13 protein-coding genes are annotated in these 13,579 nt (G+C 72.9%); 4 read left to right on the plus strand and 9 right to left on the minus strand.

The window, feature by feature from the left end; genetic code table 11:
* The first annotated feature begins 102 nt into the window (after positions 1-102).
* Complete coding sequence (locus tag AB0I79_RS35580) at positions 103-705, plus strand: NAD(P)H-dependent oxidoreductase (protein WP_357882862.1); 603 nt, start codon at positions 103-105, stop codon at positions 703-705.
* Positions 705-1,697, plus strand: coding sequence for an aldo/keto reductase (locus AB0I79_RS35585; protein ID WP_357883346.1), 993 nt, complete (start codon positions 705-707; stop codon positions 1,695-1,697). Before AB0I79_RS35580 ends, AB0I79_RS35585 begins: the two co-directional genes overlap by 1 nt.
* A 64-nt stretch (positions 1,698-1,761) precedes the next feature.
* Here AB0I79_RS35585 and AB0I79_RS35590 read toward each other — a convergent pair whose 3' ends face one another.
* The 3 genes from AB0I79_RS35590 to AB0I79_RS35600 form a co-directional block, all read right to left on the minus strand.
* Positions 1,762-2,763, minus strand: a complete 1,002-nt coding sequence (locus AB0I79_RS35590; protein WP_357882865.1) for a hypothetical protein — start codon at positions 2,761-2,763, stop codon at positions 1,762-1,764.
* Positions 2,753-3,364 carry a copper resistance protein CopC gene (locus AB0I79_RS35595; RefSeq protein ID WP_357882868.1) on the minus strand — a complete coding sequence of 204 codons (612 nt, stop codon included), beginning with the start codon at positions 3,362-3,364 and terminating at the stop codon, positions 2,753-2,755. The genes AB0I79_RS35590 and AB0I79_RS35595 overlap by 11 nt, the downstream gene beginning before the upstream one ends.
* Before the next feature lie 314 nt (positions 3,365-3,678).
* Complete coding sequence (locus AB0I79_RS35600; RefSeq protein ID WP_357882871.1) at positions 3,679-4,278, minus strand: hypothetical protein; 600 nt, start codon at positions 4,276-4,278, stop codon at positions 3,679-3,681.
* Between the two features lie 161 nt (positions 4,279-4,439).
* Between AB0I79_RS35600 and AB0I79_RS35605 the strand changes: the two genes are divergently transcribed.
* Positions 4,440-4,730 (plus strand): hypothetical protein, encoded by a 291-nt coding sequence (locus AB0I79_RS35605; protein WP_357882875.1) that lies wholly within the window; start codon positions 4,440-4,442, stop codon positions 4,728-4,730.
* Here AB0I79_RS35605 and AB0I79_RS35610 read toward each other — a convergent pair.
* The 6 genes from AB0I79_RS35610 to AB0I79_RS35635 all read right to left on the minus strand — a co-directional run bounded on the left by AB0I79_RS35610 (position 4,720) and on the right by AB0I79_RS35635 (position 11,593).
* Positions 4,720-5,769: an acyl-CoA desaturase gene (locus tag AB0I79_RS35610; protein ID WP_357882878.1), complete on the minus strand. Its 1,050-nt coding sequence runs from the start codon at positions 5,767-5,769 to the stop codon at positions 4,720-4,722. The two genes, AB0I79_RS35605 and AB0I79_RS35610, sit on opposite strands and share 11 nt — an antisense overlap.
* Before the next feature lie 265 nt (positions 5,770-6,034).
* The gene (locus AB0I79_RS35615; RefSeq protein WP_357882881.1) at positions 6,035-7,174 is read right to left on the minus strand and encodes an FAD-dependent monooxygenase; all 1,140 of its coding nucleotides are present in this window, start codon (positions 7,172-7,174) and stop codon (positions 6,035-6,037) included.
* Between the two features lie 26 nt (positions 7,175-7,200).
* Positions 7,201-8,793: an MFS transporter gene (locus AB0I79_RS35620; protein ID WP_357882884.1), complete on the minus strand. Its 1,593-nt coding sequence runs from the start codon at positions 8,791-8,793 to the stop codon at positions 7,201-7,203.
* A gap of 94 nt (positions 8,794-8,887) precedes the next feature.
* Positions 8,888-10,288 (minus strand): FAD-binding oxidoreductase, encoded by a 1,401-nt coding sequence (locus AB0I79_RS35625; protein WP_357882887.1) that lies wholly within the window; start codon positions 10,286-10,288, stop codon positions 8,888-8,890.
* 67 nt (positions 10,289-10,355) lie between these two features.
* Positions 10,356-10,610, minus strand: a complete 255-nt coding sequence (locus AB0I79_RS35630; RefSeq protein WP_357882890.1) for a hypothetical protein — start codon at positions 10,608-10,610, stop codon at positions 10,356-10,358.
* Between the two features lie 65 nt (positions 10,611-10,675).
* The gene (locus tag AB0I79_RS35635; protein WP_357882893.1) at positions 10,676-11,593 is read right to left on the minus strand and encodes a hypothetical protein; all 918 of its coding nucleotides are present in this window, start codon (positions 11,591-11,593) and stop codon (positions 10,676-10,678) included.
* A 240-nt stretch (positions 11,594-11,833) separates the two neighbouring features.
* Between AB0I79_RS35635 and AB0I79_RS35640 the strand changes: the two genes are divergently transcribed.
* Complete coding sequence (locus AB0I79_RS35640; protein WP_357882896.1) at positions 11,834-13,531, plus strand: exo-alpha-sialidase; 1,698 nt, start codon at positions 11,834-11,836, stop codon at positions 13,529-13,531.
* Positions 13,532-13,579 lie beyond the last annotated feature (48 nt).

A 13,579-nucleotide genomic window follows, 5' to 3' on the forward strand; every position in this document is an offset into this window, starting at 1 on the left:
GGCCCGAGTCTACGGATCGTGCCCGCGCTTATCGTGGCCCTGCCGGGGCCAGTCTGACGGCGGCCTTCCTCGGCGCGCGGCGGGACGGCAGGGTTGGTGCCCATGACGCAGATGACATTGGCGGTGATCACGGGCAGCGTCCGCGAAGGACGGTTCGGCCCCACGGTCACCCGGTGGTTCACGGAGCAGGCGAGCGCGCACGGGCTGTTCGGCCTGGACGTCATCGACCTGGCCGGCACTCCGCTGCCGGCCGAGCTGCCGTCCTCCTTCGAGGCGCTGGCCGACGTGGACGGGCGCGCTCCCGAGCTGCGGCGGCTGGCCGGGCGGCTGGCGGCGGCCGACGCGTTCGCCGTGGTGACGCCCGAGTACAACCACAGCTTCCCCGCCTCGATCAAGCATGCCATCGACTGGCATCCGACGCAGTGGCAGGCCAAGCCCGTCGCGCTCGTCTCGTACGGCGGCTACGGCGGCGGGCTGCGCGCCGCGGAGCACCTGCGGCAGGTCTTCAACGAGATGCACGCGGTGACGATCCGCGACTGGATCAGCTTCGACCAGCACTGGACGCGCTTCGACGCCGACGGCCGGCTGACCCGCGACCCCGAGGGCGCGCAGGCCGCCGCCAAGGTGCTGCTCGACCGGCTCGGCTGGTGGAGCGGCGCGCTGCGCCAGGCCAGGCTGGCCGTTCCCTACCAGGCGGCGGCATGATGCGGTACCGGCTGCTGGGCCGTACGGGGCTGCGGGTCTCGGAGCTGTTCCTCGGCGCGATGACCTACCGCGAGGTCTCGCCCGAGGTGCGGCGCGTCTTCGACCTGTACGCCGAGTCGGGCGGCAACGTCGTGGACACGGCCTCGATGTACGGCGAGAGCGAGAGCGTGGTCGGCGAGCTCCTCCAGGGCCACCGTGACCGCTTCGTCCTGGCCACGAAGTACACGCCCACCCGTGACCGCACCGACCTCAACGCCGCCGGCAACCACCGCAAGAACCTCGTCCTGTCGCTGGAGCAGAGCCTGCGGCGGCTGCGTACCGACTACATCGACCTGTTCTGGGTGCACGTGTGGGACCGGCACACCCCGATCGAGGAGACGATGCGGGCGCTGGACGACGTGGTCCGGTCGGGGAAGGTGCTCTACGTGGGCATCTCCGACGCGCCGGCGTGGGTGGTGAGCCGGGCCGACATGCTGGCGGAGTGGCGGGGGTGGACGCCGTTCGCGGGGTTGCAGGTGCCGTACAGCCTGCTCAAGCGCGACATCGAGCGGGAGCTGCTGCCGATGGCGCGGGCGCTGGGCATCAGCGTGGCGGCGTGGGGGGTGCTCGCGCACGGCGTGCTGTCCGGCCGGTACGCCGAACCGGGGGCGGCGGCCTCGCGCGTGTCCCCCGAGTCGATCAGCGAGCGGGACCGGGCCGGGGTGCGCGCCGTGCTGGAGGTGGCGGGCGAGCTGGGCCTCACGGCCTCGCAGGTCGCGATCGCCTGGGCGCTGCGGCGCGGCGTGCATCCGATCCTCGGGACGAGCAGCGCCGAGCAGCTCAAGGACAACCTGGGGGCCTCGGACGCGGCCCGGGCGCTGCCGGAGGAGGCGATGCGGCGGCTGGAGTCGGCGGTGGCGTTCGACCTGGGCTTCCCCGGCGACTTCGTCGGCGAGGTGGACCGCAGCCCGGACATCTACGGCGACGCCCTCCCCCGGCTCGACGGCCGCTGACCCCGGCCGCTGACCCCGGCCGCTGACCCCGGCCGCTGACCCCCGGCCGCTGTCCCGCCCGGGGTCAGCAGAGGGCCATGGCCGTCTGCCACAGGCCCGGCAGTGCCGCGAGGACCCGGTCGCCGCGGCGCCGCCGGGCGGTGAACGTCTCCGCCCCCAGGTCGGCCAGCAGCTCGTGGAACTCGTCCGCGTACTCCGGGGGGAGCCCGGCCGCCGCCCGCTTGGCCAGGCATCGCGCGTACGTGGCCACCAGCCAGAAGACCGCCTCCCTGTGCAGGCCGCGCTCGATGAGCTCCATGCTGCCGTCGATGGCGGCCGGCCGGGCGGCGGGGGAGATGTCGGAGTCGAACCGGTAGCCGGGGGCCCGCACCGAGGCGGTCGCGTCGAACGCCTTGGCCAGCGCCGCCAGGTGCCGCCGCACTCGGCCGGCGTCGAGGCGGGCGCAGCCGAGCAGGTCGAGCAGGTGCTCGTGGAAGTCGAGCCGCCCGTGCTCGGCGAGCAGCTCGCGGACGGCCGCGTACCGGCGGCGGACGGTGGGGTTGCGCAGCCCGGCCACGAGCAGCACGTGCGCGGTCACCCCCGTGCCGAACAGCCAGGCGGCGACCTGGTCGGGCAGCGGCGCGGACTCGTCCATGCCGTTGATCCACCCCCGCACCCGGTCCATGGCGTTGGTGCAGCGGGCGAGGATCCAGGGGCGTTCGGCGAAGTCGCGGGAGACGACCTGCTGGAGCTCGGTCAGCTGCCCGGACGGGTCGGCCAGCACGCACGGCAGGTGGAAGCTGCCCGCCAGGTGGTAGTCGCTCAGCACCTCGTGCGAGGAGCCGAGGGGGGCCGTGGAGGAGACCTCCAGCAGCACCCCCTTATAAGGAAATTTCCCGATGTGTCCGATGCGATCGGCCGGCTCCGCGACCACCATGACGTCCACGTCGGACGTGGGCGCCAGCTCCTCCCCCGGGTCGGCCCACAACGCCGACCCGGTCAGGAACGCCCCGCCGAACCCCGGCAGCCCGGCGCCCTCTTCCCGCACCCACTCCCGCGCGACCTTCCTGGCCTGCTCAATCCGCATCCACTTCCTCCCGATCGGGCCTCCGGCGCGAGCTCCTGAACAGCACGAACGCGCCCAGCACCACCAGCACCGCCAGCCCGCCCCAGATCCAGCCGGGAACCCCGGCCGGCTCCGCGGACCGGCCCGCGGCCGGCTCCGCGACCGCCGCGGAAGGCTGCGCCGCCCCCGTGCCGGGAGCCGCGCTGGACGGTGTGACCGCCGCCGAACCGGCGGGCGAGGCCGATGCCGATGCCGAAGATGATCCTTTCACGCTGAAGGGAATTTCGCCCTCAATGGGATGTCCGTCGGAGGAAACGACACGCCAGGCGATCACGTACGAGCCGGGCGCGAGCGGCTCCGGCACGTCGGCGGACACCAGCGGCCCGTCGAGCCGAGGCTTGCCGAGCGCGACCTCCTTGCCGGTGGCGTCGTGCAGCACGACGAACGGAAACTTCACGCTCGCGCTGTACTCGAGCTCGATCTCCTCGACCGAGGAGACCTCCGCGTTCTTGGCCGGCGAGCTGCGCTTGAGCGTGTCGTGGGCAAAGGCGGGCGAAGCGGGCAGAGTGAGCAGCAGGGCGCAGGCGAGCGCGGCTGTTGCGGCCTTGCGGAAAAGTGCCATGACGGGTCTCCAGAATGATTTTCCGGACGACCGCGCCCGTGGCGCCGGACGTCCGGACACAGGCAAGGACGAAAGGAACGGCGGGCGTCGAAGCCGCCCAGAAGGGCAACGGCACCGCCCGAAGGACGACGACGCCGCTCAACGGGCCACGACGCCGCTCGAAGGACGACGGCGACGCTCAACGGGCCACGACGCCGCTCGAAGGGCGACGGCGACGCTCGAAGGGCGACGGCGACGCCGGCCGAAGGACCACGACGCCGACCGAAGGGCGCCGGTGACGCCGGCCGTAGCGCGACAGCGACGCCGGCAGGGCGTCAGTGACGCGCCGCCCAGGGTGGCCCTCGCCTGCTGATCGTGCCGGAGACCGTCCGGCCGGTGCCCGTGGGAGCGCCGGGCGTCAGCGGCCGCCACCTGAGCGGCCGCACCCCGGCCCCCTCCTCCACGGGAGCGGTGACGAGCAGCCGGACGGCCGGGCGCGGCGCCCCGTACAGGCGGATCATCAGCCACAGCGCGCTCTCACCGCGATGCAGCCACCACGCCGTCAGCCCCGCCACCACGAGGTGGACCAGCACCATGCCGGGCGCGGGATGCCCATGCGCGGGGTCGAGCGCAGGGTCGAGCGCAGGGCCGGGCGCGAGCCGTTCGAAGAGCTGGTGCAGCACCGTCTGGGTGAAGACGGTCGCGGCGAGCACGGCCGCGAGCCCGCGCTCGCGCCCGTCGACCAGGTACGCGAGACCGAGCGCGGCCAGCACCCCGGCCAGGTAGCCGCCGAACGGCACGAGACCCCCGCCGCCCAGCGCGTGCCCGCCCGCCGACACGGCGCCGCAGACCGTCGCGAACACGACGGCCCGCGACAGCCTCAGCCCTGCGGACGCCACCGGCGACACCACCGGCGACACCGCCGGCGACACCATCGGCGACACCGCCGGGGACGCCACCGGGGACGCCGCTGCGGGCGCCCCCGACGCTGCCGGGCGCGGCGCGAAAGACGACGGGGTGGACACAGCCGCCATCTTTTCACAAGGTTCCTGGCCCGCCGAGGTTCGAAGGGCGCGTGTGAGGGCAGCGGACTTCGATGGACATCGCCACGAGCGCCGGCCAGGACCTGGAACGAACGGTCCGCCGGGAGCTGATGGACGCGGGCTTCACCGTCGAGCCGTCGCTGATGTCCGCCGACGGCGGGCTCGGAGTCTGGCACGACCCCACACGCGGGGTGGTCGTCACCTGGGGTACCTCAGCCGACCAGCTCGTCCGGCACGCGACCATCCGCTTCGCGGTCCTGCTCGCGCTGCGGACGGTCCTGGTCGAGGCGGGCCATCAGGTCAGGGAGGACTTCAACGGTCTGGAGCTGGTCGTCACGGCCTGACCTCGCGCAGCGGACGGCCGACCTCGTGCAGGTGGCGCAGGGCCTGCCCCCATGACTCCAGCAGGCCGCACTCGACGTAGTCGACGCCGAGCGAGGCGCAGTAGTCGCGCACGATGGGCTGCGCCCTGCGCAGGTTCGCGGTGGGCATGCTGGGGAACAGGTGGTGCTCGATCTGGAAGTTCAGGCCGCCGAGCGCGGTGTTGACCAGGCGCCCGCCGCGCACGTTGCGGGAGGTGAGCACCTGCTTGCGCAGGAAGTCCAGCTCGTCCTCGGCGGTGAGCACCGGCATGCCCTTGTGGTTGGGCGCGAACGTGCAGCCGAGGTAGACGCCGTAGCAGGCCTGGTGCACGGCCAGGAACAGCAGCGCCATGGGCAGCGGCAGCACGACGAACACCGCCGCCAGGTACGCCACCACGTGCGCGGCCAGCAGCGCGCCCTCGATCCCCCGGTTCTTCAGCGACGGGCGGCGCAGCGCGCGGAAGCTCGACACCTTGAGGTTCACGCCTTCGAGCGTGAGCAGGGGGAAGAACAGGAACGCCTGCCAGCGCCCGATGAACCTGGGCAGCCCCCGGCTGGCCTCGGCCTGCCGCTGCGACCAGATGAGGACGTCGGGCGATACGTCGGGGTCGTGCTCCTCGTGGTTGGGGTTGGCGTGGTGGCGGGTGTGCTTGTCCATCCACCAGCCGTAGCTGAGCCCGACGGCCAGGTTGCCCACGATCAGCCCGGCGATCCTGCTGACGCGCCGGGAGCGGGAGATCTGCCCGTGCGCCAGGTCGTGGGCCAGCAGCGTGACCTGGGCGAAGGCCACCGCCATCAGTACCGCGACGCCGAGCTGCCACCAGGAGTCGCCGACCGCGGCGAACAGTGCCCACGTGCCTCCGAAGAGGGCGGCCACCAGGCCGATCCGCATGGCGTAGTAGCCGGGCCGCTTGTCGAGCAGCCCGGCTTCGGCGATGCGCCGCGAGAGCCGAGCGAAGTCGCTCCCCCGTTGCGTTCCTCGCTGTTCCGGGGCCGGGTGGGAGGTCTCTGCCACAGTCACGTTTCGTCTCCGATGCCGAGGAGTGGATGATCCCTTCTCAGCATCGCGGGAAACGGCGGCCTCGCGAACCCCCGCTGTCACCCTTCCTCGCGGTAGTGCACGCCCTACCAACCGCTGCCGCGGAGGGGTGGTGCACGCGCTACCGGACCGGTCCCGCGGAGGGGCGTCCCCGCCGCCTGGGGATCGGGCCGGCCCATCGCACTCAGCGTGGCACTGGACGACGGCTCTCACCTGGTGGGGAATGGCGGGCGGCGGGGGCGCCGGCTCAGGCGAGCTGCAGGGCGGGCATCGGCCCTGGCGCCGCGGCCTCGCCGTGGACGTGCAACTCCGGGCGGAAGGCCGCCAGGTACGCCTCGCGGTCGCGGAAGGTCGCGGCCAGCGCGTCGCCGTAGTCGATGAGCTGCCGGTGGGCGTGCCTGCGCGGCTCGTACCGGGCGTGGAGCAGCCGGTCGAGCAGCGTCGCGTCGTCGCCTGCCGCGCAGATGACGTCCGCCAGGATCTCGGCGTCGTGCAGCGTGTAGCTCATGCCCATGCCGGTCATCGGGTGGCAGGCGAAGGCCGCCGAGCCGAGCAGCGCGGCGTTGCCCTTGTGGTACGCCTCCACGCGCAGCGACGACACCTTGATCCGCTGCCAGGTGGCAGGCTGCAGGAAGTCGAACGCGTCCGAGCTCTCGGTCACGAACTTCTTCAGCTCGTCGAGCAGCGCGGGGATGCCGTCCTGGAAGATCTCCTTGTCGTCCTCGGGCGGTAGGCCGACGAACACGCGGGCCTGGTCCCTGTTGATCGGATAGAGGTAGGTGAGCCAGCCCTCGGAGCTGAAGTAGAGCCGGTTGAGCTGGGCGACGCTGGCGCTCAGCGGAACGGTCGCCACCCGCATGAGCAGCCGCTCGTACGGCACCGTCCGCTGCTCGATGCCCAGCGCCTGGCGCACGGCGGACTTGGTGCCGTCGGCGCCGATCACCACCCCGGCCCGCAACCGCCGCCCGTCGTGGAGCATGAGCTCTTCAACGCGGTCCTCGCCTACCGCGATGTCGGCGATGCCGGCGTCGAACCAGAACTCGACGCCCTGCATCGCGCAGGAGGTGTAGATGAGCTCGACCAGCTCCCGGTAGGGACGGATGAGGAAGCCGCCGTCGGGGAAGCGGCACTCCTTGATGGGGTCGCCGTCGTGGTAGTAGCGGATGATGTCGCGTCGCAGGCCATGGCGTTCGACGAGGTCGGTCAGCCCGTGCCGGGCCAGCACCCGCAAGCCGGGGGGCTTGAGGAAGTCGGCGCCCGCGCTCGGGACGGAGGGTCCCTGCTCGATGACGACGACGTGCAGGCCGCGGCGGCCCAGCAGCAAGGCCAGGAAGCAGCCGCCGAGCCCGGCGCCGACGATGGCTACGTCGCAGGATGTGGTTGCCATGACGAGAGCCCTTCTGAATGGTTGAACTAGTTCGTGTGCCCGCGGGTGCCGGCGAGGGGGCCGGGTTCGATTGTTCGCGGCCGCGGGACCGGGTCCATGTAGGGGTCTGCGGGGGGTGTGCGGGTCTCGACTGGCAGCAGCGCGTCGGCCTCCGCCGCCACGGTGGCGAGGGTCATGCGCAGCTCGAGCAGCAGCCGGCGGGGCACCTTGACCATGACGTCGTCCGGGTCCGGCCGCAGCCGGGTGATCTTGGTCAGGGCCAGCGCTCCGATCAGCACAGAGATGGCCACGCACAGGGCGAGTGCGCCGGCCAGGCCCGCGAAGGGGCCGGTCATGAACGGGTGGTCGATCACGACGGACACGACGGCGATGCCGACGGCGCCGCCGACCATGCGGGCCATGGTGGCCGCGCCGACGGCGGAGGCGTACTGGTGGGGGCGGGCGGCCAGGGTGGTCGCGACGGAGGTGCCGGGCGCGAGCGCGCCGACCCCCACGCCGACCACGACGCTGGCGACCAGGCCCCACACGGTGGGACCCGCCTGCGTCAGCACGAGCACGCAGGCGCCGCCGCACAGCAGCGAGCCGGCGTAGATGAGGCCGTACGCGCCGACCCGCTTGACGATCTTTCCGGCCAGGAAGCTCGTCACGACGACGGCCACCGACGTGGGGGTCAGCCACATGGCCACTTCGAGCATGGGGTAGCCGAGGTGCAGCAGGTACAGCGGCTGCACGGTGAGCAGCCCGTACGACAGCGCGCCGAACCCCCAGGTGGCCAGCCAGCCCCAGACGAACCGGGGCCGCCGCCACAGGGCCAGGTCGATCGCGGGCAGGCGATGGTGCCTGGCCTGCGCGAACGCGCCGCCGAGCAGGGCCAGCGCGGCCAGCGCCAGCCACACCACGTCCATGCCCCAGGCCATGGCCTTGGAGATGGCCAGGACCACGACGGCGATGCCGGCAGCCAGCAGCCAGGCGCCGAGCACGTCCGGCATGCCCTTGGCGGGGGCGCGCCGGCCGGACGGGAGCGCCACGCAGGCGATGAGCAGCGCCACGCCCATGATGACGTCGGGGACGAACAGGGCCCGCCAGCCGACGGTGGCGGCCAGCCAGCCGCCGCCCGCCTGCATGAGCAGGCAGCCCAGCCCGGAGGCGGAGCTCCACAGTGCGATCGCGCCGCGGCGCTGCGACTCCGGCAGCTCGCCGAGCAGCAGCCCGAGGCTGGCCGGGATCATCGCCGCGGCTCCGGCGCCCTGGACGGCCCGCGCGGCCAGCACGTACGACCAGGGCTCCACGGTGACGGTGGCGATGCCGCCCAGCACGAACACCACGAGCCCGACCGCGAGCACGCGGCGGCGGCCGAACAGGTCGGCCCAGCGGCCGGCGGTGGCCAGCAGGGCGGCGATCGGGATGAACGCGGCGCTGGTCAGCCAGACCAGGTCGCCCAGCGGCATGGCGGCGCCGGCGGGCGTGTACCGCAGCACCCCCACTGCCAGGGTGGTGGCCGTGGTGTCGGCCATCACCGTCAACATGACACCCGCACCGACCAGGCGCAGCATCACGCCGTGACGCCGGTCGGCGCCGGTCGTGCCCGTCCCCCGGACGGCCGCTGGTGACGAACGCACGTGTCCTCCTATGTGAGCGTCGGCTCGTCTCCGCTCCGCGCACACTCCGGCGGTGCGAGGGGCGGAGCTGACGTGAGTCTCCGAGGTAGCGGGGTCAGGCGCCGTAGCGGCCGGGCGAGATCATGCCGTCCGGGTCGAGCGCCGTCTTGAGCCTGTGCAGCATGCCGAGGCCGGCAGTGCTGGTCTCGGACCAGACGTCGGCGGCGGCGTGATCGATGTCGGAACGGTAGATGGCGCAGCCGTGCCCGCGCAGCACGCAGTTGCCGTCGTTGCGGAGCTGGTGGGCGCGGTAGGGGGCGTCGGGCGCGCCGCGTTCGAAGAAGATCTGGATGACGCCGTTGGCCAGGTGCTTGCCGACCAGGTTCCACTCCACCATGAGGGCGGTGGTGTGGCGGTTCACGGCGGTCTGCATGGCGGCGAGGATCTGGTCGGTCCTGCGGGCGTGCATGGGCATCAGCGGCAGCAGCGCCAGGAAGCCCATCGCGCCCTCGTCGATCCGGTCGCACGACGTCACGCCGAGCGCGTTGTGCACGCCGCGGCAGGTGGGGATGCCCTGGGCCATGAGCGCCCGGGGGTAGAGCGGGTCGTCGGGGCCGACCTCGGCCGCGTCCACCACGCGCAGCGCCTCGGCGCCCTCGACCTCGATGAGCGCCTTGCGCAGCAGCTCCTCGGCCAGCTCGACCGTGGCGTCGCTGCCCATGAGCGGCCCGAGGATGGTGAACAGGCTCGGGTCCACCCCGGCGGGCAGCATCCAGTCGCCGTGGTCGGGCACGAGCGACAGCTCGCGCACGCGCAGCAGCCCGTCGGCCGGGTTGCCGCGGCGCAGGAAGTCGGTGACCGCGCCGAGCGCCACGCCGACCTGGTCGCGCGGGATCCGGCCGTGCACCAGCCCGATGGTCTCCGGGCGCGGCACCAGCGACACGGCCATGGCGGTGACGATGCCCAGGTTGTGCTGCACGAACGTCTGCGTCAGGTCGGGTCCGGCGACCCGCCCGTGATAGCGCCCCGCCGGGTCCAGCCCGCCGGTGGTGACCACGCTGCCGTCGGCCAGCACGGCCTCCAGCCCCGCCACGTCGTGGACGCGGGAGCGGACGCAGCCGTCGCCGCGGTCGAGGGCGTTGCCGACGACCGAGGTGTCGGCGCACGAGGCGGTGACGTTCAGCATCCACGGGGTGTCGCGCAGCACCGCGGCGAGCTGCCGCTGGGTGACGCCCGGCTCGACGACCGCGAAGCCGGCCTCCAGGTCGAGGCCGCGGATGCGGTTCATGCCGCCGAGGTCCACGACCACGTTGTCGTCGGTGACCGGCATGGCCGAGCCCATGCCCCAGTTCCTGCCCGTGCTGATCGGGTAGAGGCGGCGGCGGTCGGCCATGGCCTGCCGTACGAGTGTGCGGACCTCGTCCAGGCTGCGTGGCGTCTCGACGCCCGCCACGGAACGCGGCTGGTGGCCCCCGACGTCACGCGACCTCAGCTCCGGTCGCGATAGTCCTTGCATGACTCTCCTCAAGGGGTGAGATTCGCTCTTCTGGCTCCCTGCGTCGGAGCCGCTGTGGGGGCACACGTCAGACGGTGTGCTGGAGCAGGTCGTCGATCGAGCCGATGGCCTGGTTGGACAGCTCCCTGATGCCGAGCAGGCGCTGCTCGACGTGGACGTTCTCCTCCGGGGGCGCCTCGGGGAGCGGGGCGGTGCCGGGGAAGTCGAGCGTGCCGCGGGGGGCGGTCTGCGCGGGCACCTCGTGCAGGCTGTACGGGTGGCGCCGGACGTGGTCGGTGTGCTCGCGACGGGAGCGGGCGGGCAGGTGCGGGGGGGTTCGCATGGAGCTCTCCTACCGGGCTCGAACGGGGTTTTCCTGGCGACCGCTCGCCGTTGAGCGGCTGGTGGTCAGCGCGCGCCCTCCTCGGTCTCCTCGAAGCCGGGGTAGCCGGCCCGTGGAGCGACGGCCGCGGGGGTGGCCGCAGGGGTGGTTCGTGGCACGCCGTGGTTGATGACGCTCGCGGCGATGCGGCGCTCCGCCAGCCCCATGTGGGGACGGCCTGCACCGGTGGAGCCCGGCCGGGCGCCGGCCGAGCCTGTGATCATGGAGCTGGCGTGCACCCAGCGGCGCGACTCCGCCAGCACCTCACGCTGCGCGCGGCCCAGGTCCGAGTGCCGCGCGTAGTGCTCGCAGACGGCCCGCGCCAGCACCCGTGCCATCACGAGGTGCTCCTGGCAGGCGCCCGCGATCTTCGCTTCCAGGCCGGCGACCTGGGCGAGGAGCAGTTGCAGGTGCGGCAGGGCCGAGCTGCGCTCGAACCCGTCGATCTCGGCCAGCCGCTCCGGCCAGCGCAGCCGCCGCTCGATCGAGGCGCACACGGCGCTCACCACCTGGGCGGCGGGTTCGTCGTCCGGAGCGCGGCCGTCGAGCTGGACGGCGCGCTGCGCGGTCGGCTCGAAGTCGGTGAGCCGGCGCAGCCCGCTCTGCAGCAGGCGGATCCGGTTGTGCAGGCACGCGGCGCTCCAGCCGAGCACCAGCAGGCGGTCGGCGTCCGCCTCGCAGTGCCAGCCGACCAGTGCCACCTCGCGGGCCATGCGGTGGTGCAGCACCCATGACTCCTGCTCGCCCACCGGCACCGGCGTGTCGATCCATACTTGCAGGCCGCCGGGGGGCAGCTCCGCGACCCCGACGTCCATGCCCTCGGGCGCGACCCTGGCACAGATCCGCCGTACGACGCGTTGCTGGGCGGCTGCCTCCGGCGCCATGGGCGCCGGGCCTGGCAGCACGCGTTCCTGGGCCACTCTCGCCCTCGGCTCGATGCTCATCTGGGCCACCTCCTGACCCGACCTACGTAAATTGACACTTAATAGTGCCGTCCCGATCGTCGTTATGCGGGGGTTTCCTGTCAACTGCCACTTAACCGAGATGGCATGGATCGCCGGCCGCCCGAGAAGGCCGAGTCGTGAACCCACGACTTCCCGCAGGTGAATACGCGGTTACGGGGCGTGGATGATCTAGAGTCCGTACGTGCGGCAGATCGCGGACGACGGGCGAGGAGCGGGCCGATGGCGGTGACCAGAGCCATGGTCGCGGCCCTGTCGGTGGCCGCCGGGCTGCCCGCCTACCACGGCCCGGCGCAGGCCGGGGGCGGTTACTGTGTGCTACCTGATCGCCCCATCCAGTCCGGCCCTTACCTCGTGGCCACTGCTTCCTTCCTAGACTGGATTCATCCCAATCCGCCGCCGGCCGAGCCCGAGCCGGAGGGCGCGGAGCGGCTCGACTTCGCCGGGTTCCCGAACGTGTCGGCCCTCGACGTGACCGGCCCCCGCGGCCGTCCCGAGACGAAGGTGATCGCCACCTTCACCACGAACGTGGACAAGGTCGTCACCCTCACCAACGCCGCCGCCGTCTCGGAGGACGGCGGGCGCACCTTCGGCCCGGCCGGCCAGACGCCGCTGCGGGAGTCGCCGATCGAGCTGCACGACGGCCGGTTCTTCGCCACGGAGTACTACCTGGCCAGGACAGGCCCGCACACGGCGCTCCTGGGCGTGCTCACCTCGTCCGCGCTGGAGGACGGCGAGAGCTGGCTGCGCTCGGAGGCCGTCCTGACCACGCCCGGCGACCTGCTGCCCGGCGGGGCCGCGCACGGGGCGCCGATCCAGCTCGCCGACGGGACGATCCTGATCACGGCGTACGCGCGCTACAGCGGCACCGGGGCGTACCAGTCGGAGGTGTACGCCAGCCGCGACGGCGGGCGCACGTTCGAGCGGCGCGGGGTGATCGCCGAGCCCGAGCCCGGGTTCGCCTACAACGAGGCGGCGATCGAGCAGGCGGTGGACGGCAGCCTGGTGGCGGTGCTGCGCCGCGACGGCGGCAGGTACTCCACGCTGCACCAGAGCCGTTCCGCCGACGGCGGGCACACCTGGGAGCCCGTGCGGGAGCTGCGCCTGGCCGGCTACGACTGCGTGGTGCGCGGGGTGGCGCCCCGGCTGCTGCTGATGCCCGGCGGCGCGCTCGTGCTGAGCGCGGGGCGCCCGGACAACTGGCTCACGGTCTCGCCCGACGGCCTCGGGCGGGAATGGCTGGAGCCGCGGGTGACCTACCACAACCGCGACGGCATCGTGGACGTGCGCGGCTCCTCCGGCTACACCGGGCTGGCCGCCGTCGGTCCGCACCGGTTCATCCAGGTGTTCGACAACTGCAAGCTGGCCGGGGTGCGGCCGGACGGGCTGCTCGACGAGACGGCGTGCCCGGCCCACGGGCGGTTCGAGTACGGCGGCCGGTACGCGGTCAAGCGCCTGCTGTTCGACGTCGCCACCCCCGGCGTCCGCCTGGACCTGGCCGCGCTGCGCCGCCGCGGCGCCCTGCGCGTCTCCACCGACATGCGCTGGACGAGCCCCCGGCGGCCGAGGACGCGTCCCGGCGGCGCGCTGGACGGCAGCACGGGCTACTGGTCGAGCGCCGTCGCCCGGGGCAGCGGCCACTACGTGCTGCACCTGGACCGGCCTTACCCGCTGGCCAGGATCGGCCTGAGCCTGCGTCCCGGGCATCCGGCGAGCGCGCGCGTGTACGTGTCGGGAAACGGGCGCTCCTGGGGCGAGCCGGTCGTGACGATCAAGGACAGGATCGATCACGCGCTGCGCTACGACGAGATCGGCCGCACCGCCCGGCACGTCAAGATCGTCACAGAGCCCTCGGCGGGCTGTGATCCGGAAATAGGCCGCAAGTGCGCCGTGCTGAACGAGGTCGAGCTCTATTCATGAATGCCCTCGGCGGCCCGGACGACAAAGTTTTCTGCCAGTTGGGTAACG

This window comes from Nonomuraea sp. NPDC050202 (genome assembly GCF_040656115.1).
Taxonomy (GTDB): Bacteria; Actinomycetota; Actinomycetes; order Streptosporangiales; family Streptosporangiaceae; genus Nonomuraea.

Bases quoted from the DNA above. Each gene is read 5' to 3' on its own strand.
- AB0I79_RS35580 (WP_357882862.1), top strand. From the start codon at position 103: ATGACGCAGATGACATTGGCGGTGATCACGGGCAGCGTCCGCGAAGGA.
- AB0I79_RS35585 (WP_357883346.1), top strand. From the start codon at position 705: ATGCGGTACCGGCTGCTGGGCCGTACGGGGCTGCGGGTCTCGGAGCTG.
- AB0I79_RS35590 (WP_357882865.1), bottom strand. From the start codon at position 2,763: ATGCGGATTGAGCAGGCCAGGAAGGTCGCGCGGGAGTGGGTGCGGGAA.
- AB0I79_RS35595 (WP_357882868.1), bottom strand. From the start codon at position 3,364: ATGGCACTTTTCCGCAAGGCCGCAACAGCCGCGCTCGCCTGCGCCCTG.
- AB0I79_RS35600 (WP_357882871.1), bottom strand. From the start codon at position 4,278: ATGGTGTCGCCGGCGGTGTCGCCGGTGGTGTCGCCGGTGGCGTCCGCA.
- AB0I79_RS35605 (WP_357882875.1), top strand. From the start codon at position 4,440: ATGGACATCGCCACGAGCGCCGGCCAGGACCTGGAACGAACGGTCCGC.
- AB0I79_RS35615 (WP_357882881.1), bottom strand. From the start codon at position 7,174: ATGGCAACCACATCCTGCGACGTAGCCATCGTCGGCGCCGGGCTCGGC.
- AB0I79_RS35625 (WP_357882887.1), bottom strand. From the start codon at position 10,288: ATGCAAGGACTATCGCGACCGGAGCTGAGGTCGCGTGACGTCGGGGGC.
- AB0I79_RS35630 (WP_357882890.1), bottom strand. From the start codon at position 10,610: ATGCGAACCCCCCCGCACCTGCCCGCCCGCTCCCGTCGCGAGCACACC.
- AB0I79_RS35635 (WP_357882893.1), bottom strand. From the start codon at position 11,593: ATGAGCATCGAGCCGAGGGCGAGAGTGGCCCAGGAACGCGTGCTGCCA.
- AB0I79_RS35640 (WP_357882896.1), top strand. From the start codon at position 11,834: ATGGCGGTGACCAGAGCCATGGTCGCGGCCCTGTCGGTGGCCGCCGGG.